We start from the raw sequence: 23,780 nt of genomic DNA, 5'->3' as shown, positions 1-23,780 counted from the left end.
GTCATCGATTAAAGCATCAGCAGAAGATATTTAAAGACTAAAAAGTGTTCATCGTTAATGAGCAAAAAATGTCCAATTGGGGTTGACGGTTACACTATTACCCGTATGAATTGAAACAGAAGCAAGATTTAGATCCGACCTTTATAAAAAGATGGCATTCAGATTTTAGAAAAATGAATACAAAACTGCTTTGTCATTATGATATGGGATACCTTAAAAATTGGTTGGGATTTGATGAACTCCCGAGAGAAATAGATGATGTAACTCATGACGACTTACAAAAATTTATTGAAGAGATGTACGGAGATTTTGGAATTATAGAAAAAAACAAGGGTTGCGAACTTGAAGTATATAAGTTTAATGATATTATCGAGTACATAAATTTATCGAAATCGAAGGCTATTGCTGTCATTGAAGAAACGATTACATAGGTGCCGATATAATGTCTGGATTAAATTTACAAATAAAAAATTAAGGAAAATGAGGAGACGTTTTCATGAAAGGGAAAGTACAGTTGGTAAGAGCAAATGAAGATGACGCTGAAGCAATCACGAAAATGATGGTTTCCGTAGAAAATAACGAAAGGAAAAGGTGGTATGAGGATGGCGATGGGCCTTACATTCCCGGCTTTGATTCTGTTGATATGCAAAAATACCATCAGTGGAATGAAGCTTATTTTAAAATATTGTTCGATGGAGAACTTTCGGGCGTTATTCTCATCTCGCATACAGGCAGAGAGCATGCGCGATTAGATCGACTCTTTATCGATCCCTCTTGGCAAGACAAGGGTATAGGATCGACGGTTATTACACTAATTGAGAGTATGTATCCGCAGGTCAAGCTATGGACGTTGGATACTTTTCAAAAAAGCACGCGAAACCACCATTTTTACGAGAAGATGGGTTACAAGCTGGCGGGCGAGGATGAGTATGAGCGATATTATTTTAAAACTATAGAGGAAGAAAGTCATAATCAGGATGAGTATACGTGCGATAAAAATTTTAACCATCACAATTTCCGTCATTGCAACATGCAAAATGTTGATTTCTATAGCGTTAATTTGCAAGGCGCACACTATACAAATATGAATATGAGTCATGTCGTATATCAAAACAGCAATTTAAGTCATAATCGGTACACCAATACAAATATGAGCCATTCTGTATTCGGAGATTCTAATATGAACGCTACCGAGATTTGCCATGTCTCGATGGCGGGGGCTTATTTACACGATATTAAGCTGGGAACTGGCAAAGATAAAATACCGCTGGTCATGGAAAGATGCGAGCTTATGGGCAGCAGCATACTAGACTCGAATCTTCAAAATCTGTCCATTGTCAATTGTAATCTGGAAGGAATGACGATTGATGGAATACATGTGAGCGAGTTGCTTGAGGTTTATAAGAAACAGCAATCATAAGACAATGATTGGACAAGTAGGCACGGAGAGGAAAATCAGCTTAACAAATCATAGATCTATGTTTTAACATGAATAATGAATCATTTATCCGGATTTTAAGGTCGATACTATGAGCCAAAATGATTACGAGACGAGGCGAAAAACATGTTTGAGATGATCAACGTGACCTCAGAGAATGTTCATACATATGGTTTTTTTTGCATGAGGAGTAAACCGAAAGAAGAAGGGTATCAAAGCAAGTTACAATGGTTGAAAGAACGTTTTAAGGATGGGTTAAGTCTAAAGATCATTCAAGAAGACGGGAAGCAACGAGGGTTTATTGAATACATTCCAGGTGAATTCACGTGGAGAGCTGTTAACGCGAAGAAATATATGGTCATTCATTGTTTTTGGATCGCCGGAAAAAATAAGGGGAAGGGGTTCGGTAGTACGTTATTAAATGAATGTATAAGGGAAGCAAAAGCTATGAACTTATCTGGGGTTGCATTAGTGACGAGCGAAAGAGGATGGTTGCCTAATAAAACGTTCTTTGAGAAAAAGGGTTTTCGGCTTGTTGATCAGATTGCAGAGTTTGAACTAATGGCATTGGACTTCAATGGTGAAGGCACTCCACGTTTTTACGACTGGCAGGAAACAGCAAAAGACTATAGCGATGGAATAACAGTTTTTAAATCAGACCAGTGTCCTTTTATTCACGACGCTGTACTCAACTTAAATGAGGCGGCAGAAGAACTTGATATTAATGTAAAAGTCATCGAATTGGACCATTTCGAAATGGCACAACAGAAATCTCCTACACCTTTTGGCGTGTTTACGGTGGTTTTTGAAGGAAGAATCATTTCTTATCATCCTCAGACGAAGAATAAATTTGTTAAGCTATTGCAGGAAAATAAGGCATGAAGTTATTTCCTCGATTAGCTCATTTGAAGGTAGAGGAATATGCAAACTAAAAAGAGTTTTTTTGCATTGCTCCTTTTCGATGTCCTTACACTTGGCATTCCTTTATACTTCCGTAATGTAGCTAAACATCCGAAAAAGACGCTTAAAATCTCAGCTGTGGTATTCCCGTTTATTTTTATATTTCTATGGATCATCCTTCTTTGGTGAAGCTTATAATCCTAATATATTTGGTTTGCGCAGATTAAATCGTCTTTCTAGGAGGTCCATTATGAAAGCGCTCATACATATATTTTTGATTGGTGTCTTGAGTGTAACCTTATTAATCGGTTGTAGTGAAGGAGATACGCAAAGTGAGGTGCCTAATTCATCGAGGGATGTATTGGAAGGAATTGTGCAAGAAAAGGACGCTACGACAATCCTTATATCAAACGGTTCTGAAGGGTCAATGTTGTACAGCCTTGTGACAAAGGACGTTGCGTATGATGCGGATGTTGGAGATAAGATTAAAGTATGGACGACGGGACAATATCGAGAAAGCTATCCTGTCCAAGGAGTAGCAACAAAAATTGTCACTACAGAATAATGTACTGCATGAACGCCAGCAACTCATAACTTTTGTTCAATGACGTTACGTATTTTACTATCCCATTTAGGAGAGATTTGATGAGTGAAACAATTCATTTAAACGCTATGAAATACCCGGATGTTCTGCATTATGAATGGCACGGCGAACGATTACTGCAAACGGATGAGTATATTGCGGTCCTCTGTAAACCGGGCAGAGAGCTGATTCATCATACAAAGAACAACGTGTTTACGATTCACAATACCTCGCTAGAAATTTTCTTTTTTAAAGAGTGGTGCACTGTGGCCATCGAATTCGAGCAGGGGCAGATTGTCTCCTATTATTGTAACGTGGCGATGCCGTCAGTGCTTGAAGAGAACAAGTTGCATTTTATTGATTTAGACCTTGATCTCGTAAAGGAAAAGAACCAAGCGTGGACCGTTGTGGACGAAGACGAGTTTGAGGAGAATCTTCTAAAATATAAGTACCCATTAGAGCTTCAAGAAGAGGCACGGAACGCACTGGTACGGCTACAAGAGAAAGCAAAACGTGCCGAATTTCCTTTTAATGAAACCGTGTTACATACGATGGGCATTGAAATGCACCATTCTTTCTCTACATAAGAAAACCTTTCTGATGGTTTCACATAGAAAGGTTTTGTCAAAGCTCATGTATTAGGTCGAAACGATCCCTTTCTCGCAGTACTGTTTCAAATTCAACAGAAACATGGCCCAATGGTAATTGCATAGTCGATAATAGTCCGTGACATCTCGCCATTCCATATGGCGCAGAATAATGGTCGTTACGCCTGCCGTTTCAGTTAAGTCGAATGAGATCTTTGTGCCGATCCATTCGGGGTGAGAATCGATACAAAACCAAACAACTTTTTGATTAGGCACTAGCTGGTCGATGCGCATGTCGGTCTTATCGTCGTCTGGGGCGAATCGGAATTCACTTACCCCGCCAACATCCTCGCTTACTCGCAGATCACGTGTCCACATCGCTGCCAATCCCTTCTCAGTGGTGAGAGTGCGATAAACGTCCGCTATGGGCGCTTTGACCTTTAGCAAATGTTCAATATTCATGTCTGTGCCTCCTTTGGTTTTTTAGTCTTCCTTTCATTGTAGCAAAGGAGATACGTGACATTTCTTCTTGATTGCTTTATTGAAAAAACATGCTGAAGAATAAAGTCCAGTCCATCTCAACACCTCCAACCCATGCTATACTAATCTAACTAGGAGTGTGATTTGACATGTCCGACAACAAACAAATGCTTTCCATGCTACAAACGATACAAGACACAATGCACGGCTTCAACATAAGGTTTGACACGTAGTCAGATCAGACGTTGAAACCGTTAAAAGAGGTACTGAAACGATTCGCACTATGGTTGCTGATCAAGCCGAACACCTCACAGAAATTCGCTCCTAGGAAATATTCATCATCAAACGACCACAAGAAATCAAACTAGACGAACAGTCGGCGTGTATAATCGCTGGCTTTTTCTTTAATCTCATCGATTAAATCAACCACCAAAAAAGAAAGAGGAGAGCCGATGTTTAGTGATTTGAGGGAAAACCACCCAAACGTTCCAGGGAAATTGATTACGTTTTGCGGTGTGGATGGCTCGGGGAAGTCGACGATGATCGAGAAGCTTGCTGCATATTTGCGTGCCAAGGGTCATGACGTTGTTGTCACGATGCAGCCAACTCCTGAAATGAGAGAGTTGGCTATTTTTAAAACGTTCATTTATGAACCTGAAAAACGAGACCAAATTGATTATCGCGCCCTTCAGCTCTATATGCTTGCAGATCGCCTACAGCATAGTAAAGAGGTGATTGAGCCGGCGTTAGCGAAAGGGGCCTATGTAGTTTGCGATCGTTATATTTTCACGATGCTTTCCACGCTTCTTACAAGAGGGCATCGCCCGGAGCCTTGGATGAACGAAATAATTTCCTATATTCTACGGCCTGATGCTGCCTTTATTATGGATGTGGATTTGAAAAGCTCCATTCAACGCATCAAACAGCGGAGGTCTTTTGAAGATTCATATGTAGAGCGCGACCATTTGAAGAAGAGCCTTCACGCTTATCGTGACGTAGGAAAAATGTTTAAGGCGCATATGTTGAATTCATCCTCATTACCTATTGAGGAAGCGAGCCATCAGGTGTTCAGCATTGTCGATGAACTGTAGTCCATAGAATAGATAAAGACTAACAAAAGAAGGAGAACTCACATGTACAAGCACATCATTTGGGATTTTGATGGGACTCTTTTTGACACGTACCCCGTCATGGCAAAGACCTTTCAGGAAGCCCTTATGGAACAAGGGTTGGAAGAGCCGATGTCAGACGTACTAAAAAGACTAAAGGTGTCTGCGACCTTTGCGCTGCAACATTACGAGAAGGAACATCAGATCAACATCGATCGTTTAAAGGCCTACCAAGAAAGTAAAAAAGCAGATGAGCTAAAGGTATCAAAACCGTTTGAAGGAATTGAAACGATCTGTCAGCATATCCAAGATACAGACAGGAAAAATTATTTGTACACGCATCGAGGCGAATCTTCAATTGAATTATTGAAAATGCATGGATTGTATGGCTATTTCACAGACTGTATAACGTCCACACATGGCTTCGAGAGAAAACCAAATCCGGCAGCGCTCCGTTACTTGATCGAAAAATATTCAATGGACCCGGCAGAAGCAATTATGATCGGTGATCGAGAGCTAGATTTACAATCAGGGAAAAATGCAGGCATTGACGCTTGTTATTTTGCTGAGGCACATGAGAAAAGTGAGTATGCGGATGTCACAATACATACCTTTCAGGAGCTGTATTCGATCATTTAATCAATGAGGTGCAATGAAATGGAGATAAACATTAGGGACATGGAGAAAGAAGAGCTTCACAGAATAAGGGAGATTGACAGGTCAGAGAAAGTGCGGCTTATGTACGTTTACGAAGGGGGTTCTCTGAAGACCGTTGAACAGAATAATGATGTTCCAAGGTGGAATGAGGCGCAAGTCGAAGAGAACATTAAAATGCTTGCAGCAAAACTTGAAGGTGAGGGAAAGCTTGTTGGCGCCTTTGACGAAAATCTATTGGTTGGCATAGCGGTTCTTGGGAACACATTTATTGGGGAACATGAAGATGAGCTGCAAATGTCGTTCATGTATGTCAGTGATCAATATCGTAGGCAAGGGATAGCAAAACGATTGATGGATAGAGTCTGCGAACTGGCAAAGGAACGAGGAGCAAAACGCTTGTACATATCCGCTACGGAAACGGAATCTGCGGTTGGGTTTTATTTGAACTACGGATGTACACTTGCCTCAAAGGTGAATGAGGATTTGTATTCTCTCGAACCAGAGGATATTCATATGATTAAGGAGCTATAAGGCTGTGGTGTTTTTGCGCACAGTCTTTTTTGTGTTGGCAGGAGACTGAATTGTATGATATTATATGTGCAACAATAAAGTTGCACATATATATTGAGGAGGATGTATCATGCCAGAAATCACAGTATTACGCAGTATTTGGATTGACGCGACTCGGGAGCGCGTTTGGCAAGCTGTCACAGACGAAAATATGCTTTCACAATGGTATTCGCCAGGTTCGCCTTGGGAGATTCCGGAGCTGAAGGTAGGGGAACCGGCATTTTTTCACCATTCGCCAAATGCGTATCACGAGGGGACAGAGGTCGTTACGATGGAGGCGACAATCGATGCATTGGACCTGTTGTCCAGGTTTTCGTTACGTTGGGTGGATGAACCGACGACGGTCACTTCCTTTATTTTAAAAGAGGAGGATGGCGGAACTCTCGTGACCTTGACGGAAACAGGCTATGACACAGAGGAAGATGCAAAATTGACGGAAGAGGGCTATCAGCTGTCGCTCGAAAATCTCCAAGCGTTTGTTGACGGTAGGAGTTTGCCTCATTGAGTGCAGAAGCCATTTTCACAGCCCTTGGTGAACCTGTACGAAGAGACCTGCTGGAGACGATTGCTGCGCAAGGTCCACAAACGGCAACAGAACTCTCCCGTAATTTTCCGATCACTCGTCAAGCCATCCTCAAGCATTTAAATGTGCTCGAAGGAGCGGCTCTAGTAACGGTTCAACAGCAAGGGAGAGATAAACGTTATGAGCTATCGACAGCACCGCTGAATGAATTGACGGCATGGGTGGAAGCAATCGGCACAAGGTCAGAGGAACGACTTCAACGATTGAAAGCGATGTTGGAGAGCGAGGAATGAATTGATTTCTACGAGCTCATCAAATTTGAGTGGTATGGGGTGGTTGTCATGAAGCGTATAGTAATAATTTTCTTATTAGCAGTAGTAGCTACGGGATGTGTTCATAATGGCACCGAAAGCATCTCTATTACCGCGAGCAAAGCGTATAAATTAATCGAAAGTGATCCGTCAGCGAATTTCTTTTTTCTTAATGACCGACCATACGTAAGAAACGAGGGAATTGAAGTCGGACCAGAGCAAGTAGGCGACTTAGCGGGGGAAATTGAAAGTATTTATTCGAAAGACCAGAAATTAAAGGATCTTATGTCTACTAAACTTCCAGTTGGAACAGAAATATATCACGTTAAAAATGATAATACGGTGGATCAAATGATTGTTAAAGAAAATGCCAATTTTATTATGTACACAACATTGGTAGAAGGTTAAGCTTTTCCCTAAACTAAAGCATTTGAACGCTTGCATCAAATTTGAGTAGTATGGGGTGGTCGTCATGAAACGGCTTCTAATGGTTCTATTCATTGTGCTTGTTACAGGGTGTAGTGAACCAAATGAGTCTGAGAGCGAGATTGTAACTACAACGAGTATGGAAAGCGTAGCGAATTTTACGATCGAGAATGACCCCTCTGCGGATTTCTTTTTTCTTAATGACGTAGTGTACTTACGAAATGAAGAAATTAAAGTCGGGATGGACAAAGTAGGAGACCTAGCGGGAAAAATTGAAAGTATGTATTCGAAGGGCGAGAAATTCACCAATTTTATGTCTACTAAACTTCCTGTTGGAACGGAAATATATCAAATAAAAAATGAAGTCTCCATAGATCACATGATAGTTAAAGAAAATGACAAACTTGTCATGTACACGGCATTACCCGAGGGTTAAGTTTTCCCCCATACCATTTGGAAGGAAGAACAGACCAGTGAATCTCTCAGTAAATCATAAGGACATAAACTATGAAACTCCAGCACCTGTTTAAAGAGGGAATTTTGCAGTGTCGTGCATTAAGTCCTGGTTATGAAGGTCATGCCAGCGATGTTTGGCTTGTGAGGACTCCCAAGCAAGAAGTGGTTGTTCGAGCATCTAGAATGATGGGTGAGCCAAGCAGCCCATTTTGGTGGGGGTGCCAGCAGCTTTTTGGCATTGATCCAAGGCGAGTGCATCAGCTTGAAAACATAAACAATGCGTTGCAAGAACTAAAAGAAATTCCTGTCCCGCGAGTACTTCAAAAAGGATTCATCGGTCAAAGAGAATGTGTGATCGTGGAGAAAGTGGAAGGTGACGTGCTACAGCAGTTTGAAGATCAGCCTGCTTCGGTTCTTGAAAGTCTTGGCGAAGGGCTTGCCTGCATTCACAAGCAGGAGCATACCTATGTGGGGAGCCCAACAGGCGATTTCCAAGTAAAGCTGGAACATTTTCACACCCATTGCATTGATGTTATGGAGGCGATGATCAGCCGATTTTATTCGAAAGATCAAGACATCGCAACCAGTCTGCCCAATATGGTGGTCCAACTTAAGGAATTGCCAGCTCCAACGTCAACCGCGTATGTCATGGTGGACATGGATTCAACACAGTTTCTTTCTGATCAAGTCTCGATTACCGGCCTTGTTGACACGGAAGCCTACGTGATTGCGCCGAGAGCCTTTGACTTCATTGGTTTGGAGTATATTCTAGATGCGCCTGCTGCGGAAGCATTCAAGGTTGGTTATACACGTGTGTTGCCCCTGCCTTACTTAAAAGAGTGCCGCATGCCCTATCGTTATCTTTATCGGCTGCTTGAAGTCCAGGGGAGAGTACCGGTAAAGGAGTGGCTAGACCAGAAAGTTTTGTTTTAAACTGAGATACATCTCAAAGCTTTCCCCCATATCATCTGGAAGGACGAACAAACCAGTGAACCTCTCAATCAACCATATAGAATGGATTGACAAAACCACAAGGCTTGATCAGCTGCTGGAACAACACACAAGCTTCACAACAGAAACGATGAATCAAGGCACGGAAGCTGAGGTCATCAAGGTATGTGCCCCGCAAGAAAGTTTTGTGCTAAAAGTGTGGAACAAGGTGCACGAGCCGGACATTCAGCTTCAATATCAGTTGTTACTTCTTCTTGCAGAACGAGGGTTAGCCGTCCCAGAGCCTTTAGGATGGGGGACAAATGAGCATGGGAATAAGGTGCTTTTAACAACCTTTGATGGAGATGCCATTGAAAATTTGAACAATGCATCGATGCGTGCATTTGCTCACATTCTGCAAAGCATTCACCAACTTGACGTTCAAAACATAGCAGAAGTGTCATTCCCTGTCTACGAATTCAAAGCGTATTTCTTTTCTGAAGCGCAAGCATATCCTGATCTCACTGCCACACTTAAGCTGCTGTTTGATCACGTACAGATCAGACAGGATCGGATCATTCATGGCGATTTTCATATGGAGAATATTATTGAAAAGAATGGCGACTTTACCGTGATCGACTGGACAAATGTGCAGGTAGGAGATGATCGCTATGACGTTGCTTGGTCAACGCTTTTAATGAAAATTTATATATCGGACAGCAAGGCAGCCACATTTCAGTCTGCCTATTGGGAAGAAACAGAGACGGATCAGGATGAAATCGATGTTTTCGAAGCATTTGCCTGTGTGCGATGGCTTTTGCTATACCGACTGGACCGCGTACCGTTAAGGCAAAAGACCATTCAAAACGTAAAACGAACCATTGCGAGAAATCCATTTCTTAAAGAGTGGTTGATCTCAGCGACATGAGAGAACGAGCGGCGGTTATCATTATCGAGAAAGAACAGGTCGCACTTATTCGACGAGTGAGAGAGGGAGCGACGTATTATGTGTTTCCAGGGGGCGGCGTAGAAGCAGGCGAAACGACAGAACAGGCAGCGAAGCGAGATGCGTTTGAGGAGCTTGGTGTGACCGTTCAAATTAGCAGTACATTAACCACTATTGAATCCAATGGCAATGAAACTTACTATTTTGCGCAAATCATTGAAGGAGCATTTGGAACAGGGACAGGAAAAGAATTTACGGAAGGTAGAGGAAGCTACGAACCTGTTTGGGTGGAGCTTTCCGTGCTAAGTAAGCTCGATGTGAGGCCAGTGGATGTGGCGGAGATGGTAAAGACGTTAGTGTGACAAGACTGTTGGACGCTAAGAATGACTGGTGAGACAATGGTAAAAAAATCAGGCTGAGAGAAAACGCTTGTCTTATCTAAACGCAAAGCCTTCTGAGTCTCGGAGTTACCATTAGGGCAATGAGAACCGGAGAAGGCAAAGCAACAAAGAAAGCGAACGTTTCTCATCAGCCTGTTAGCTTATGCTTTCTAGGAGGGTGGTACCTACAAGCAAAGCTTGGTCACCGTTTTATCACAATGATCGTTTATTATTGATCCGTTGGAGGAACAGAGTCCTCGTTGATTACTCTCGCCTGATCGGTAGGCGGAAGTTCTTTGATCGGGAAGACACCTATGTTCCCATTGCCATCGTGGAAGTAACCGTCCTCGTAAAAGTAACCGTCCTCTTTGGCTATTTTCAGTTGTTCTTCGTGACTAAATCCCGTGGCATTGTCAGGCTCGGCTGCAGACTGATCCACTGGAGGCGTGCTGTCAGACCCTAAGGCAGCTGCGGCAGTTCCGGTGGCACCAACAATGATGAGTGATGTAGTTACCAAAGCGACCGTCTTCTTTTTCAGTTTTTTCATAGCGAGCATTCGTATCAATCTCCTTTTTACTAATTTTCCGTCACCGGAAAGTGTGGCACAAAACTGGCTCGGCGCGTTCGTTCTGCCTGCAATCACATGGAGAAGAGTCTCACCATAGCGAATACGCTGAGCGTGGGACATTTCCTTCACTACTTCCTCGTCACATGCGAATTCGCTCCAGACATGGATTTCTTTCCGAAGCAAATAGGCTAACGGGTTAAACCAATGGATGGCATTGGCGAAAAGGACAAACAGTTTGACCCATAAGTCGTTGTGCTTCAGGTGGACAAGCTCGTGGTGAAGGATCATGTCCATGTCTACGTCCATAGGGCTGAAATCCGATGGAAGGACAATTGTTGGTTTGAAAAAGCCAACGAGAAGCGGGCTTTTAACACTGGAGCATTGTTTGAGACTGACGGATCTTTTCACGCCAATGTTGTGTCTGATTTCTTCTAATTGTTGCAGCAGTTCATGATCTACCGCAATTGGCGATGCTTGTGCTTCGAGCTCCTTGACAAAACGGTGGTAGCACCATAGTTGCCAAGTAAGGAAAACCACGGCTCCAGCTGCCCAGACTGCGATAATCAAGTAGCTGAATTCTATTGAGATTGTCGTCATACCCGACGCTTTCAGTGAAGAAGATACAGCACCTTGATCCATTCTAGTCATAGACTCGCCAGTAGATGGCAAAGTAAACGATAGCCATGGAACGACGACGGCTATGGGAACGACATAAAACCCGGTCGCCATTTTACCAATCATGTAACGCCACTTTGCCGGGAAGATGTTTTGCGAAGCGAGTTTTAGCAGCAACATGCAAGCTACGACAGCACTTCCAGCAGCAGACAGTGAAAACAGCGTATCAAGAATAGTATTCATCGTAGGCACCTACTTTTTTGAGAGCCATTTTTTCAGCTCATCAATATCCTCATCAGAAAGCTTTTCGCCATCATATAGCGCGGAAACCATATTTCTGACCGACCCTTCGTAATACCCATTAAGAACATCTTGGGCTTCACGAATTTTGTAATCCGCTTTGGAGAGGCACGGTGCGTACGAGTTCGTTCGTCCTTTCCGTGAAGCAATCCTCAGATATTGTTTTTCAACCAACCTAGACAAAAACGTAGAGATGGTTTGTGACTTCCACTGTCTTCCTTTATCAGCGAAAACCTGCAATAACTCGCTTGATGTCACAGGATTTTCCTGCTCCCAGATCACCTCCATCACTTCTAATTCTGTGTCAGACAACTTTTGCGCAATGTTCATGGCGTACACCTCTTACACTGTTATGCGTCCATAACAGGTTATTACTACTTTTCGTAGTGATGTTAATTTACTACGTCTTGTAGTTATTGTCAAGAAGGAAACCAAAATTTAAAAATGGTACTGCTACGGATATTTGTTATTGTCGTTGAGTAGCCCGATTTTAAGTCACATTAAACAGGGAGAGAGTGGGCGAACACTGTAGTCGCTTATAAAAAGGAGAAACAGGTCTTCATGAAGAACTAGGAGATTAAGCACTAGTCCTCTATACTTCAAAAGTAGGTTGTTTCTTATTATTCCTTAAAGGGAGTGGTATAAGTGAGACCAAATATTCTATGGATATGTACCGATCAGCAGCGGTTTGATACGCTGGGATGCTATGGAAATGAGTTTGTGAAAACACCTAATATCGATCGGTTGGCGGAAAAAGGTGTGCTTTTTGAAAAGTGTTACAGTCAGAGTCCTGTGTGTACGCCGAGCCGGGCGAGTTTTCTAACGGGGAGGTATCCGCAAACGAATTGTTGTCGGCAAAATGGTCAGGCGATTCCGAAAAATGAGGTGTTGGTGACGAAAATCCTTGCGGATGCTGGGTATACGTGTGGCTTATCGGGGAAACTGCATCTTTCGCCGTGCCACCCGTCCGTGGCTCCGGTTATTGAACCGAGGATAGATGATGGGTATGCACAGTTTCACTGGTCCCATCACCCGGGACCGGATTGGCCAACAAATGAATATACACAATGGTTGCGGGCAAAAGGGCAGTCGTATAAGCCACAGCCGATGAAAGAATGCCGACATGTTTCGTACGGACCTGACGCTGAACATCATCAAACAACATGGTGTGCGGAAAAGGCTGTCCAGTTTTTTGAGGACAATCAAAACGAGGAGCGGCCATGGTTATTTTCTGTTAATATGTTTGACCCCCATCACCCGTTTGATCCACCGCAGCAATACATGAAACGCTATTTGGAACGGTTAGAAGACATTCCGCTGCCTAATTTTACAGAAGGAGAGCTCGGCAATAAGCCTGTGTACCAACGTACAGATCATGAGGGGGCGTATGGAATGAAAGGACACCTTGCCTCCTCGGAGATGGATGAAAAAGACCACCGAATGCTTCGTGCAGCTTACTGGGCGATGATCGATCTGATTGACGAACAGGTTGGGCGAATGATTGATTCCTTAGAAGAAACAGGGCAATTGGAGAATACCATCATCATTTTCATGTCAGATCACGGGGAATTGCTTGGGGATCATGGCATCTATTTAAAAGGGCCCCATTTTTATGAACCATCTATTAGAGTGCCATTCATTATGTCTTGGCCAGAGAAGATTAGAGGGAATCAGCGAATTGATCGTTTCGTCGAGCTCATTGATTTAGCACCTACATTGTTAGAGGCGGCAGGCGAACCTGTATATGAAGGAATGCAAGGTCAGTCGTTGTGGGATGTGCTCGTTAAAGAGGATGCCGACTATAACTACCGAGATGACGTTTATTGTGAGCATTACAACGCCAATTTTAAACATGGAACCAACGTTGCCTATGCGACAATGTTACGAACCGAAAAATACAAGTTGGTTGTCTATCATGGGGAGACTACCGGAGAATTGTATCATCTGGACGCTGATCCAAATGAAACAATCAACGTCTGGCATCAGCCAGAGCACCAAACGATCAAGTTATCGCTCTATCAACGTTTATGTGATCGAATGGCTCAAACCGCCGATCCGTTGCCGATCAGACAGTCTCCGTGGTGAAATACATTCTCCCGGAATGTAAACGAGATGAGGTGTAACATTATATCTCCGTTGGCTTTTCTAGATCTACTAGACTTGGAAAAAGCTTTTCAAAGTTGAATTCTACTTATAGAAAGTGAGGCGGAAGCATGGACAAGCGAATAGTGATCATGACGGTAGGGAAAACGCATAGCGGTAAAACAACATTTGCTAGAGCATTGGAAAAAAGGCTAACCAACGTTACAGTGATTGATCAGGATGTTCATGCTGCATTTCTGCTTGAAAACTATGCATCGATGCTTCCTAAACGAGGACCAAATCGATTAAAGTATGCGCTCACACAAACCATTGTTGATTATGCAATAAAAGAAACAGACCACCATTTAATTCTTTGTAATGCAAACCTTAGACGTCAGGCACGCAGTGAACTCCTTGAACGCTTTCATAAGAACGGATTTGTACGCGTACTCGTCCATTTTGATTGGCCTGATGATGTGTTAAAGCAACGAATCACCAATAGCCATCGAAGAAAGGATATTCTACGAACAGCCTCATCCTTTAAAGAAGTGCTTCAATTTCAAGACGGAACAGTAGAGCTTCCTCACACAAAGGAAGCTGACGTTTTGTTTACAATAAAAGAGCATGAAGACATGAATGAAATGTTGCTACGCATCTGCCAATTGGCACAGGAAGGATCATAAACACATTCAAGAGTAAAAATTCACCTTAAAGGAGTTATATCTATGACACTTCCAATCACTCAACAGCTGGCAGAACGAGTGGAGCGAGCTGAAATGAATACGCTTTTATCGCGATTGAAAGGGATTCAAAAGCGGGAAGGCAACCCGATGCGAGTGCAAATGCACAGGTTTGGGGAGGCCATGCTTTTTCTCACACCCGGTATTCCAGGAGGAGGCTTCAATAAGCTCATGGGGTTGCGGAATGAGGCCATGCCTTATTTAGACATGATACTCGCGGAATTTGATGACGCTAATATGCCTTATCGAATTGATGTCGTTCCTGGAATGCTTCAAACGGAATCATTTCAGACACTCTCGAAGCGCGGACTGCATCACCTCAGTTTTCATGGTGCGCTGGTGGGAGCATGTAAAAAACCAGTGCATACGACAGAAGATGTAGAGGTCAGGCAATTAGCAAGGGATGATTTCCAACTTTACGCTGAACTGTACGGAATGTCGTTTTCAATGCCTGCGTTTCTTTACGAAGCCATCGCTGAGAATAATGTCATTTTATACGATGAGCCAGGCTGGTCGTTTTACCTTGCCACTATGGATGGAGCGCCTGCTGGAATCGCCTCGATGCACGTTCATGACGATGTAGCGACGCTCGCTGCGGCGGGAACACTTCCAGACTATCGAGGTCGTGGTGTACACAAAGCCCTCTTGCATGCACGGATGGAACAAGCGGTGTCACAGGGATGTGAACTGCTCGTTGGACAAGCCACCTTTGCCAGTGCGAGCCAACGCAACATGCAGCGCTGTGGCATGCAGTTGGCCTATACAAAAGCGGTATGGGGGCCTATTCCGTCGTAGTTGACGTCCCCTGATGGAACACCATCTGCCATTCGTCGTGGTTATGCTTCCAAATGGAGCTGCGTAACGAATGTTTGTGCGTTGTCTTATCATGAATGCGATAGGTGGCGAGCACGACGTCATCCGCCAGCTTCCGAATGGAAAAATCGTTTAGATCAATGGTTCTTTCGCCGATACCTCCATCAACGAGGAAATCGGCTTTTGTCCATATCCGCCCGTAACTGCCGAATTCAAAAAATTCGTCGGCAAGGAGAGCAGAAAGTCCTTCAGGTGAGGTGCGAATGGCATTGGTAAGCAATGCTTCCTCATGGGAGCGTATATGGTGGGACAACTTTGTTTCGTCATGCATCGAAAGACCTCCTTAGAATTAATTGTTTCAATAGAATGTTGTCTTGTTAATCTAACATAGCAATCGTAAACGTTGGCGAATTTTTTTAATAACAATTTCGTTTAGGAGGCCACTATGCAAATACGACCGTATCAAAAGGAAGATGAACAAGGGTGGCTGCGTTGTCGGGTAGTATCCTTTTTAAATACGGCCTATTATGACAACGTGCTCCGCGAAAAAGAAACATACGCCAATGACTCCATTGAGCTTGTGGCCGTGGAGAACAATCATTTGATTGGTCTGATCGACGTTGAGATAGAGTCGGAGCAACGAACTATCTGTACTCGTGATCACGGTCTTGGAGGCATGATCTGGCATCTCGCCGTTCATCCAGACCATCAACGTAAGGGCATTGCGCGGAAATTGCTGCAGAAGGCAGAGGATCGCGCTAAAGAAAAGGGTCTTCGATATGTAGAAGCATGGACGCGAGATGATGCGCCTGTGCTGAACTGGTATCAAACTAACGGCTTCACCCACTTTCATTCCTACCTACACGTATACGTGGATCGCAAGGAGGAGGTGAGCTCTCCTATTGACGGACTGCATGTGCTGCAGGCGTTTGGCCATTACTACGGAGATGAGGGAGTGAAGATAAAGGCATTGTTCGAACGTGTTCATGAGTGCAATGGACTTGAGAAGCTACTGTAGAAGAAACCGGATGTTCATTGGCGCGCTCGCATCCTCCTTCGAGTCTTCGCTTTACGTTATAAGGGCTCGCTCCACCATTCTAGAGGCTCGCTTTCCACTTTTCTCCTTGTTAGTGAATCTGCCCCTCGCTTCCTAAGCCGCTAAGTTCACCAACCTCCTTTCACCATCCTTCATTTCTCTCTCTTTTTCCACAAAAAAATCGAGTTTAGAATTTGTTTAGATTTACGTTACGACGGTGTTAGGTTTGGTGTTTATCCTATATTTAAGAGCCACACACAGATGGTTCAAAAATTAAGGGAGTGAGATGATTGAAGAAGAAAACAACAGTCAAACGTTGGTTGTCGTACGGTACACCGATTACATTAGGGGCGGCTTTGCTTGTAGGGAGCGGCTTTAGCGCAAGTGCCAGCACCTCGGGGTATGAGATCTACAAGCAGGCTTTAAAGGCAAACAGTACGCTGGACAGTGTGACGGCAAATGTTCAAGTCTCTGTCACAGACAACGGTGCACAAGAGATGGCCGTAGACGCTGATGTGAAGCTGGACAAAGCAAACAAAGAAGTGAGTGGTACTCTCCAATTGGCGTCTGCTGGGAATGAAGCACAAACATTACAGGCCTTCAGACAGAACGAGGAAATGTATGTAGGAAATCCATCTAAAGCCCTTTACTACCACATCATCTCTTCAGACGACGAGGGTGAGGATGATGCTTGGGAGGCACATGCGAAAGGACCCCATCCCCAAGCAGAGAAAGTCATTGATGCGCTTGTCGGCGACGTAAAGGACCAGGTTAAAGCCGTTCAACAGGAGGATGGATCAACGAAGCTAGAACTGGACCTCTCTGGCAATGAGATCCCTGCGATTGTTCGAACAGTGGCACCAATTGTGATCCAGCACGATGCGGATGAAAAGGGTGATTCGTTCGGACCACCATGGGCAGAGCGAGGAGAACAGCATGAAGACTCTCCTTTAAAAGAACTTTTTCAACCGTTAGATAAGCCCGACATGCCGGAGTTGACGAATAACGTTCGCCTGGCTTCTATTGAACTTGATGCTACCGTTGATGCAGCGGGTCACTTGCAAAACCAGACAGTTGAAGTGACGGTAACTGGAGAAGATGAGACTGGTGAAGCCCATGAGCTAACGATAACGATGGAAGCTTCGTTCTCCGCCTTTAACAATACGACGCCTGATCAGCTTTCATTGGATGAAATAGACGTACAGCAGGTCGATATCGATAAGCACGACAAAGGATTCGACCGACGATGATGCAACGGCAAGAGGCAGAGCTGACGACAAGTGTCGTAGCTCCCTCGCTTTCCGCAGTGGAGCTGACCAACGTATCCTATGCCTATAAAAAAGGTGGCAGAGGGATTCATAACATCCATTTGACAGTAGGGAAGGGAGAGGTTTTTGGTCTCTTTGGACCAAACGGGTCTGGGAAAACGACATTGCTAAAGGCGATGACTGGGCTATGTAAGATTGATGAAGGGGAAATCTCCTTGCTTGGTCACGATTTGGAGAACGACTTTGAAAGAGCGATGGAAGGTGTCGGCTGTGTCGTGGAGCAGGCGGACGCTTATATGTACATGAATGCGTATCAAAATTTGAAAATCGCTGCACGCTATAAGCAAGACGTGTCGGCCGCTCGCATTCACGAGGTTCTTGATCAAGTGGGCTTGAGTGCTTATAAAAAAGAACGGGTCAGTCGCTACTCGCTTGGGATGAAGCAACGTTTAGCGCTTGGAAGAGCTCTTTTGCATAACCCACAGCTTGTCCTGCTTGATGAACCTACCAATGGGCTTGACGTTGAAGGAATTACCCTTGTACGGCAGTTGATTACGGAATTGTCCCAGGAACATGGGGTCACCTTCATCATCTCAAGCCACCTTTTAGGTGAAATGGAACGGCTGTGCACCCATGTTGGGTTTATGAAGGATGGAATGCTGCTACAGGCAGGTCCAGTCAATAACCTGCAGGGAAAGCAGCATACCTTTGAAGAACTCTACGCGCAAGCAATCACATCAGGAGGTGCAGGACAATGACGAGCTTCAAAAACGCTGTCTACAACGAAATTGACAAGTGGTGGCTGCAACGCAAAAACCGCTGGCTGCTGCTCTGCGCCTCCCTTTTGCCGTTACTGCTTGCTTGGGCAGTAGGGCTCGCGCAAAGCAATGCGGGCATTGCTGTTGTAGTGAGTGGTGACCTGCCTTATACAATGCTGGCCATTTTGACGACAGTGGTACTGCCATTCTTTTTGCTCGTTACGGCGATTGATGCTTTCACCGGAGAAAGCGTCAAGCGTACGATGAAGCTCGAACTGCTTCAGCCTGTGACGAGACCGAAATTGTTTACGGCCAAAGTCGTCCTCCTCGGGTTTGTTTCTGCCGTTGTCTTGCTCGTGTCTTGGGTGTCCTCTCTCATCGCTGGTCTTTTTCTACCTGGCGAATGGAGCGTAGGCACTTTAGAAAGCCTAAGTGCTTTCGCTACTGCCTTTTTCCCGATGCTCATCCTAGGCATTCTCACCGTGTTTGTCGTGCAATGGTTCAAAACCGCAACGACGGCTTTTGTCGTCTGTGTGCTGCTATACGCTGCCCTTAAAGGCTTGCCTTTGATTTGGCCAACCGTTGCTGTATGGTCCCCGTTGTCGTACACCGATGTGTCGTCCCTTACGGCAATCACGAGCTTCGCCTTTTTGGTAGCATACGGTATACTTGGGTTTACAACTGGCATGCATCGCTTTGTCGGAAAATCATGGTAACTGGAGCGTTCGCTGATGTCCATTCGAAAAAAACTACTGCTCTCTTATATTGCAATGATCGTTGTCCCTATCGTTGTGTTTGCAGGAACAGGGGCAATACTTGTTTCGCTCGTAATCAATAACCAAATTGGACCTGCCACAGTAGGCATACTAGGCGATGTGAAAAGCATGAAGGAATTCCGTGCCAATTTGGTGCAGCTCTCTGAATGGGAAGGCGGTTTAAAATTTATCGCGGAGCATGAACCGCAGCGTCTGGAGGATGAAAGCTATCTTCGCGAGATAGAAGAGACGTTAACAACGTTAGAGATGGCGATTGTCGTTGAGAAAAACGCAGCGCCTGTTTACGTGTCCCCGTGGTTTGGATCAGGTTATACGAGCAACGAGCTTATGCAAGCCCTTCATGAGGGAGGAGAAGGGTGGAACGACAACGAGCTGGAGCTTGGTGGCAATCTGTATTCTGCGGACAAGAAAGAATTTATTGCTCAGGATGGGAGCGATGCCACGCTGTATGTCATTCAGGAGGATCGTATTTCAGATACCGCTCGCTGGCTGTTTTTCGCTGTGCTAGCGTTTGTCGTTCTCGTCGTGGCAGGGACAAATGGATTTCTCACCTTTCTCGTCTCGCGCAGCATTATTAAGCCGTTACATCAACTGAAGGCGGCTGCAGAAGAAATTAAGGATGGAAACCTTGACTATGAGCTAGCACCGAGAAAGAAAGATGAAATTGGCAAAGTCGGAGAATCCTTTGAAGAAATGCGGCTTCGTTTAAAAGCTTCTATTCAAGCGGAGCTTCAGGCAGAAGAAAATCGTAAGCAGCTCTTGGCGAACATTTCTCATGACCTAAAAACCCCGATTACAGCCATCATTGCTTGTACGGAGGGGCTGCGTGACGGCATTGCTAGTTCTGAGGAGAAGAGACAGCAGTACATTGGCATGATTTACGGCAAAGCGACCCATATGGATGGGCTTATTGAAGAGCTGTTCTTGTACTCTAAGCTTGATTTAAAGCGACTTCCGTTTTATTTTGAAGAGCTGGACTTGAATGCCTTTCTCGAGGCATACGTTAAAGAGCTTGGTCATCATCCACAATACCAGAACGTTCAGCTGACCTATGAAGGGCCTGCCCATGCGGTGCTTGTCGAGGCAGATCGTGAAAAGCTTGGCCGTATTCTGAATAACATCACGAGCAATAGCGTGAAGCATCTGGATAAGGCCGAGAAAACCATCCATTTCTCTTTACAGGAACATCAGCAGAATCAAGAGGTGGAGATCACGGTGTCTGATAATGGCCGTGGCATCGGAAAAGAAGCACTACCACTCATTTTCGATCGCTTTTATCGCACGGATGCGTCGAGAAGCACGGACACAGGCGGAAGTGGCTTGGGCTTGGCAATTGTGAAGCAAATGGTTGAAGCACATGGGGGAATGGTTGAGGCGAGAAGCGTTCAAGGTGAAGGAACAAGCATTCACTTTACGTTAATAACGGGGACAAAGGAAAAAGGTGAACGCCATGACGAAGCTATTGATCATTGAGGATGATGAGGTCATTTCTGAGGTGCAAAAGGATTACTTAGAGGCGAGTGGGTACGAAGTGGACATCGCTACCAACGGCACGGATGGCGTGAAAATGGCGCTTGAAGGAGCCTATGATTTGCTGTTGCTTGATCTTATGCTTCCAGGAATGGATGGATATCAAATTTGCGAAGCCGTGAGAGAGGCAAAGGACATCCCGATTTTAATGATTTCCGCCAAAACAGAAGAAATTGATAAAATCCGTGGCTTTCGTTTAGGGGCTGACGATTATATCGTCAAGCCGTTCAGCGTCGGAGAACTTGTTGCCCGCGTAAAGGCACATTTGGCACGCTTCAATCGGTTGACGTCAGGCGCAGCCGCCTCATCGAGCCAAAAAGAACTGCTTCAACTTGGCGCTTTGCGTATTGATCAGCCTCCACGGAAGGTGTTCGTCCATGACAAAGAGGTCACACTCACGACAAAAGAGTACGACCTGCTGCTCTACCTCGCCTCTCACCCGAATCGTGTGTTTTCTAAGGAAGACTTGTTCGAGCGCATTTGGGGGCTTGATTCCTTTGGAGAATTACCTACTGTGACTGTCCATGTAAGTCGTCTTCGTGAAAAAATAGAGCCGAATCCTGCTCACCCGCAATGGATTGAAACAGTATGGGGTGTTGGGTATCGCTTTAAAGTCTAGCGAAGCTGCTGGAGAAAGGACAAAAACCAAACGGCATGGTTTTGCTCGTCTGCAGCGGCTCTTGTAAACGTTTGTTTGATGTACGGAATCGTCGTTTTGTCGGCAATGTCTAAGTAGGTATCAACAGTCTCCTGCTCGTCTGTAAACGCAAATCGCAGACCTTCTTCATACGTCGAAGGGCATTGTTCAGTTAGCTGAGGGGAGGGTTGCGTTCCTGTAAGAGACATATAAATCTGCGAGAAGGCATGAAAATGCTTTTTTTCGTCTTGGCGGATTTCATTGATTCTCTTACGGATGGTCTCGTCCTGCGTCAAGGACGCCAGCTTTTTGTAGCAAACAATCGCACTGTATTCTCCGTTAATCGCTTTGGCAATCTCATCACTCAGTGACGTCGTTGGTCGCTGATCATACATAGGCATGAACCCCTTTCATTCGAAGTAGCCTATGCAAGTGAGGCAGTGTTCGTGAATGTAGCAAGGGGAAGAAGTTGAAGAATGGAGAGGATTGGAATGACTATTGAACAGCAGTTGTACGAAGAAGCGGTGCGACTCATCGAAACACGTTATCCGACTGGTTGGGGAGGTGCCGCAGCCATGTGTACGACGGCAGGTGAGGTGCTCACAAGCGTTGCCCCTGAGGTAATCAACGCATCCACTGAGCTTTGTATTGAGACTGGAGCCATTTTAGAAGCACACAAACGCAATACAGAAGTTACGCACTCCATCTGTGTCGTGCGCGATGATGAACACGCGGCCTTTAAGGTGTTGACTCCCTGTGGTGTTTGCCAAGAACGCCTTTTTTACTGGGGACCCACCGTTAAAGTCGCCGTCACATCAGAAGAATCCGCAATTGTTTTTAAAACGCTAGAAGAAGTTCAGCCATACCATTGGTTTAACGCATACAGAGAGGATAAATAACAAGGCACAGCACCTACTTTTATGAAAAAGAGACTTCAGAGGATACGAAGGGGTGAGAATAAGGGGGCTTTTTGTGTATAGAGTGATTTTAGTATTAATAGCATTCTGTGCAGTGATAACTAGTGCTTGTTCAAAACAAACGCCTCCGATGCCTGAACTCATGTCAGGAAATGAAGAAATAGATGTATATCAGCAAAGTTATTGTTGGCATTTAGGTTGTTTTGATAAGGTTGGAGGTATAGAGGCACTTGAACATAAGATTTCAACGAACGTATCCCCAGGCAGTAAAATGACTTTTGAATTCCCGAGTGCAAACCCTCCGGATAAAATCATGCTTCAACAATTGGATGATCATAAACAAGCTGAGTATCCTATGACAGAAGGTGAGATATTTCTACCAGATGATGAAGGAACCTATTATTTTGAAATACATGCTATATGGGACAACGGCTATGATAGTTTCTATGGATTTGTTGTTGACGTTCGTGCACATTAAAATAGGGAGCGCCACTTAAAATGAAAGTGCCTCAATTCGTACTTCAAGCTTTAATCGCATTATAAAACTCGCTCAACCTCGTATCCTTTTTCCTCAAGTCCACTTGGAATACTTGGTTGCACCACAACGTGGGCCGCACCGACCATAACAAAATAGGTCTGACCACTATCGTTTTGCAGAATCTCGTCAAGCTTGTTTGCCATATTGATATTTCGAGTGTCATTTAAGTCAATGTTTGTATCACATGGCTCATCCCTTTCATAAAAATATGCTTCTTTTGGAGATGCCTTATTGATTCCAGGTGTTTGTTTCCATATCGATGAGCCAATGGCTTCGAAGCATGAGCGTACGCTCGTAACCAGCTAACATCCCTATACCAATAATCCCTAGGTTCACCGTAAGTGGAAAGGCGAATGGTGAATGAAAGGCACCGACATTTTCAGTCACCCATGGGACTTCAGTCAATTTTTCTACTAGTTGAGGGAAGCTTAGCGCGATTGACGTTAATAGAATAACAACCGCCAACTTCTCAATGAGCGAGCTTATTGTTGGAAATTGTTTATGCAACCTCATCCGTAACCCTCTAATCGACCGTTTATCTGGATATATTGAAAATGCCCCTTCTTCATCCGTGACATAGTGGATTCGATTGATGCCGTACCCGCCATTTTTAATTTCAAGTATGCCATTTTCAATGGGGAATGCCGCTGGGAGCTTAGAAAAAGCTACGTGTTTGCCGTTACGATATAAATCAACTTGAGGTTCTTCTGTGAAATATTTACAATTCATAGCGTATTTCGTTTTTTCATTCTTACTATTGGTGATTTCGATATGGAATAATGAGCGCGTGAACATGTGCCATATGCGATAATCCTTTAATAGATGACCATCGCCTTCTTTTACTTTTTTCATTTTTAAACGCCGTTTACTGCGACGAATAAAACGAAGCATGGACTACACACCTTC

At 44.4% G+C, this 23,780-nt stretch carries 33 protein-coding genes; 26 read left to right on the top strand and 7 right to left on the bottom strand.

Annotation, left to right across the window (positions count from 1 at the left end):
* Positions 1 to 173: 173 nt before the first annotated feature.
* From EV213_RS16480 to EV213_RS16460, 5 genes are all read left to right on the top strand, one after another.
* Positions 174 to 431 carry a hypothetical protein gene (locus EV213_RS16480; RefSeq protein WP_133581657.1) on the top strand — a complete coding sequence of 86 codons (258 nt, stop codon included), beginning with the start codon at positions 174 to 176 and terminating at the stop codon, positions 429 to 431.
* A gap of 65 nt (positions 432 to 496) precedes the next feature.
* A complete protein-coding gene (locus tag EV213_RS16475; protein ID WP_133581656.1) occupies positions 497 to 1,420 on the top strand; it encodes a GNAT family N-acetyltransferase in 924 nt (307 codons plus the stop codon).
* Between the two features lie 144 nt (positions 1,421 to 1,564).
* The gene (locus tag EV213_RS16470; RefSeq protein ID WP_133581655.1) at positions 1,565 to 2,320 is read left to right on the top strand and encodes a GNAT family N-acetyltransferase; all 756 of its coding nucleotides are present in this window, start codon (positions 1,565 to 1,567) and stop codon (positions 2,318 to 2,320) included.
* Positions 2,321 to 2,588: 268 nt separating this feature from the next.
* Positions 2,589 to 2,903: a DUF3221 domain-containing protein gene (locus EV213_RS16465; RefSeq protein WP_133581654.1), complete on the top strand. Its 315-nt coding sequence runs from the start codon at positions 2,589 to 2,591 to the stop codon at positions 2,901 to 2,903.
* An 80-nt stretch (positions 2,904 to 2,983) separates the two neighbouring features.
* The gene (locus tag EV213_RS16460) at positions 2,984 to 3,508 is read left to right on the top strand and encodes a DUF402 domain-containing protein (RefSeq protein WP_133581653.1); all 525 of its coding nucleotides are present in this window, start codon (positions 2,984 to 2,986) and stop codon (positions 3,506 to 3,508) included.
* A gap of 51 nt (positions 3,509 to 3,559) precedes the next feature.
* On the opposite strand, the gene EV213_RS16455 is transcribed toward EV213_RS16460, so the two are convergent.
* Positions 3,560 to 3,970, bottom strand: coding sequence for an SRPBCC family protein (locus tag EV213_RS16455; protein WP_133581652.1), 411 nt, complete (start codon positions 3,968 to 3,970; stop codon positions 3,560 to 3,562).
* A 470-nt stretch (positions 3,971 to 4,440) separates the two neighbouring features.
* On the opposite strand from EV213_RS16455, the gene tmk reads away from it, so the two are divergent.
* The 10 genes from tmk (at position 4,441) to EV213_RS16405 (ending at position 10,278) form a co-directional block, all read left to right on the top strand.
* A complete protein-coding gene (gene tmk / locus EV213_RS16450) occupies positions 4,441 to 5,079 on the top strand; it encodes a dTMP kinase (RefSeq protein WP_133581651.1) in 639 nt (212 codons plus the stop codon).
* Positions 5,080 to 5,121: 42 nt separating this feature from the next.
* Positions 5,122 to 5,736: an HAD-IA family hydrolase gene (locus EV213_RS16445; protein WP_133581650.1), complete on the top strand. Its 615-nt coding sequence runs from the start codon at positions 5,122 to 5,124 to the stop codon at positions 5,734 to 5,736.
* Between the two features lie 18 nt (positions 5,737 to 5,754).
* The gene (locus tag EV213_RS16440; protein ID WP_166639363.1) at positions 5,755 to 6,285 is read left to right on the top strand and encodes a GNAT family N-acetyltransferase; all 531 of its coding nucleotides are present in this window, start codon (positions 5,755 to 5,757) and stop codon (positions 6,283 to 6,285) included.
* A 109-nt stretch (positions 6,286 to 6,394) separates the two neighbouring features.
* The gene (locus tag EV213_RS16435) at positions 6,395 to 6,829 is read left to right on the top strand and encodes an SRPBCC domain-containing protein (RefSeq protein ID WP_133581648.1); all 435 of its coding nucleotides are present in this window, start codon (positions 6,395 to 6,397) and stop codon (positions 6,827 to 6,829) included.
* Positions 6,826 to 7,140: an ArsR/SmtB family transcription factor gene (locus EV213_RS16430; protein WP_133581647.1), complete on the top strand. Its 315-nt coding sequence runs from the start codon at positions 6,826 to 6,828 to the stop codon at positions 7,138 to 7,140. The genes EV213_RS16435 and EV213_RS16430 overlap by 4 nt, the downstream gene beginning before the upstream one ends.
* Positions 7,141 to 7,188: 48 nt before the next feature.
* Positions 7,189 to 7,566, top strand: coding sequence for a hypothetical protein (locus EV213_RS16425; RefSeq protein WP_133581646.1), 378 nt, complete (start codon positions 7,189 to 7,191; stop codon positions 7,564 to 7,566).
* 64 nt (positions 7,567 to 7,630) lie between these two features.
* Positions 7,631 to 8,020 (top strand): amidohydrolase family protein, encoded by a 390-nt coding sequence (locus EV213_RS16420; protein WP_133581645.1) that lies wholly within the window; start codon positions 7,631 to 7,633, stop codon positions 8,018 to 8,020.
* Positions 8,021 to 8,091: 71 nt separating this feature from the next.
* Positions 8,092 to 8,973: a phosphotransferase family protein gene (locus EV213_RS16415; protein WP_133581644.1), complete on the top strand. Its 882-nt coding sequence runs from the start codon at positions 8,092 to 8,094 to the stop codon at positions 8,971 to 8,973.
* Between the two features lie 55 nt (positions 8,974 to 9,028).
* A complete protein-coding gene (locus EV213_RS16410; RefSeq protein ID WP_133581643.1) occupies positions 9,029 to 9,898 on the top strand; it encodes an aminoglycoside phosphotransferase family protein in 870 nt (289 codons plus the stop codon).
* Positions 9,895 to 10,278 carry an NUDIX hydrolase gene (locus tag EV213_RS16405; RefSeq protein ID WP_133581642.1) on the top strand — a complete coding sequence of 128 codons (384 nt, stop codon included), beginning with the start codon at positions 9,895 to 9,897 and terminating at the stop codon, positions 10,276 to 10,278. The genes EV213_RS16410 and EV213_RS16405 overlap by 4 nt, the downstream gene beginning before the upstream one ends.
* A gap of 247 nt (positions 10,279 to 10,525) precedes the next feature.
* Here EV213_RS16405 and EV213_RS16400 read toward each other — a convergent pair whose 3' ends face one another.
* Both EV213_RS16400 and EV213_RS16395 read right to left on the bottom strand, forming a co-directional pair.
* Positions 10,526 to 11,722, bottom strand: a complete 1,197-nt coding sequence (locus EV213_RS16400) for a M56 family metallopeptidase (protein ID WP_133581641.1) — start codon at positions 11,720 to 11,722, stop codon at positions 10,526 to 10,528.
* Between the two features lie 9 nt (positions 11,723 to 11,731).
* Positions 11,732 to 12,109: a BlaI/MecI/CopY family transcriptional regulator gene (locus tag EV213_RS16395; RefSeq protein WP_133581640.1), complete on the bottom strand. Its 378-nt coding sequence runs from the start codon at positions 12,107 to 12,109 to the stop codon at positions 11,732 to 11,734.
* Positions 12,110 to 12,424: 315 nt separating this feature from the next.
* On the opposite strand from EV213_RS16395, the gene EV213_RS16390 reads away from it, so the two are divergent.
* The 3 genes from EV213_RS16390 to EV213_RS16380 all read left to right on the top strand — a co-directional run bounded on the left by EV213_RS16390 (position 12,425) and on the right by EV213_RS16380 (position 15,396).
* Positions 12,425 to 13,864: a sulfatase family protein gene (locus EV213_RS16390; RefSeq protein ID WP_133581639.1), complete on the top strand. Its 1,440-nt coding sequence runs from the start codon at positions 12,425 to 12,427 to the stop codon at positions 13,862 to 13,864.
* A gap of 128 nt (positions 13,865 to 13,992) precedes the next feature.
* On the top strand, positions 13,993 to 14,544 hold the full coding sequence (locus EV213_RS16385) for an ATP-binding protein (protein ID WP_243740221.1): 552 nt from the start codon (positions 13,993 to 13,995) through the stop codon (positions 14,542 to 14,544).
* A gap of 42 nt (positions 14,545 to 14,586) precedes the next feature.
* Positions 14,587 to 15,396, top strand: coding sequence for a GNAT family N-acetyltransferase (locus tag EV213_RS16380; RefSeq protein ID WP_133581638.1), 810 nt, complete (start codon positions 14,587 to 14,589; stop codon positions 15,394 to 15,396).
* On the opposite strand, the gene EV213_RS16375 is transcribed toward EV213_RS16380, so the two are convergent.
* Positions 15,383 to 15,745 (bottom strand): nuclear transport factor 2 family protein, encoded by a 363-nt coding sequence (locus EV213_RS16375; RefSeq protein ID WP_133581637.1) that lies wholly within the window; start codon positions 15,743 to 15,745, stop codon positions 15,383 to 15,385. The two genes, EV213_RS16380 and EV213_RS16375, sit on opposite strands and share 14 nt — an antisense overlap.
* Positions 15,746 to 15,859: 114 nt before the next feature.
* On the opposite strand from EV213_RS16375, the gene EV213_RS16370 reads away from it, so the two are divergent.
* The 6 genes from EV213_RS16370 (at position 15,860) to EV213_RS16345 (ending at position 21,401) form a co-directional block, all read left to right on the top strand.
* Positions 15,860 to 16,432, top strand: coding sequence for a GNAT family N-acetyltransferase (locus tag EV213_RS16370; RefSeq protein ID WP_133581636.1), 573 nt, complete (start codon positions 15,860 to 15,862; stop codon positions 16,430 to 16,432).
* A gap of 308 nt (positions 16,433 to 16,740) precedes the next feature.
* Positions 16,741 to 17,700 carry a hypothetical protein gene (locus EV213_RS16365; protein ID WP_133581635.1) on the top strand — a complete coding sequence of 320 codons (960 nt, stop codon included), beginning with the start codon at positions 16,741 to 16,743 and terminating at the stop codon, positions 17,698 to 17,700.
* Positions 17,697 to 18,476, top strand: a complete 780-nt coding sequence (locus tag EV213_RS16360; RefSeq protein WP_133581634.1) for an ABC transporter ATP-binding protein — start codon at positions 17,697 to 17,699, stop codon at positions 18,474 to 18,476. Before EV213_RS16365 ends, EV213_RS16360 begins: the two co-directional genes overlap by 4 nt.
* Entirely contained in the window at positions 18,473 to 19,192 is a 720-nt protein-coding gene (locus EV213_RS16355; protein WP_133581633.1) for an ABC transporter permease, read from the top strand. The genes EV213_RS16360 and EV213_RS16355 overlap by 4 nt, the downstream gene beginning before the upstream one ends.
* Before the next feature lie 15 nt (positions 19,193 to 19,207).
* Positions 19,208 to 20,725, top strand: a complete 1,518-nt coding sequence (locus EV213_RS16350) for a sensor histidine kinase (RefSeq protein WP_133581632.1) — start codon at positions 19,208 to 19,210, stop codon at positions 20,723 to 20,725.
* Complete coding sequence (locus EV213_RS16345) at positions 20,703 to 21,401, top strand: response regulator transcription factor (protein ID WP_133581631.1); 699 nt, start codon at positions 20,703 to 20,705, stop codon at positions 21,399 to 21,401. The genes EV213_RS16350 and EV213_RS16345 overlap by 23 nt, the downstream gene beginning before the upstream one ends.
* On the opposite strand, the gene EV213_RS16340 is transcribed toward EV213_RS16345, so the two are convergent.
* A complete protein-coding gene (locus EV213_RS16340; RefSeq protein WP_133581630.1) occupies positions 21,398 to 21,814 on the bottom strand; it encodes a ferritin family protein in 417 nt (138 codons plus the stop codon). The genes EV213_RS16345 and EV213_RS16340 overlap by 4 nt on opposite strands.
* Before the next feature lie 96 nt (positions 21,815 to 21,910).
* Here EV213_RS16340 and EV213_RS16335 point away from each other — a divergent pair, with 96 nt between their 5' ends.
* Both EV213_RS16335 and EV213_RS16330 read left to right on the top strand, forming a co-directional pair.
* The gene (locus EV213_RS16335) at positions 21,911 to 22,318 is read left to right on the top strand and encodes a cytidine deaminase (RefSeq protein ID WP_133581629.1); all 408 of its coding nucleotides are present in this window, start codon (positions 21,911 to 21,913) and stop codon (positions 22,316 to 22,318) included.
* A gap of 73 nt (positions 22,319 to 22,391) precedes the next feature.
* Entirely contained in the window at positions 22,392 to 22,814 is a 423-nt protein-coding gene (locus tag EV213_RS16330) for a hypothetical protein (protein WP_133581628.1), read from the top strand.
* A gap of 59 nt (positions 22,815 to 22,873) precedes the next feature.
* On the opposite strand, the gene EV213_RS16325 is transcribed toward EV213_RS16330, so the two are convergent.
* Both EV213_RS16325 and EV213_RS16320 read right to left on the bottom strand, forming a co-directional pair.
* A complete protein-coding gene (locus EV213_RS16325) occupies positions 22,874 to 23,047 on the bottom strand; it encodes a TraB/GumN family protein (RefSeq protein WP_279512775.1) in 174 nt (57 codons plus the stop codon).
* Positions 23,048 to 23,102: 55 nt separating this feature from the next.
* Complete coding sequence (locus tag EV213_RS16320; RefSeq protein WP_133581627.1) at positions 23,103 to 23,765, bottom strand: hypothetical protein; 663 nt, start codon at positions 23,763 to 23,765, stop codon at positions 23,103 to 23,105.
* Positions 23,766 to 23,780 lie beyond the last annotated feature (15 nt).

The organism is Aureibacillus halotolerans, assembly GCF_004363045.1.
Lineage (GTDB): Bacteria > Bacillota > Bacilli > Bacillales > DSM-28697 > Aureibacillus > Aureibacillus halotolerans.
The sequence above is the reverse complement of the archived record's forward strand: the minus strand, read 5'-3'. Positions and strand labels throughout refer to the sequence as shown.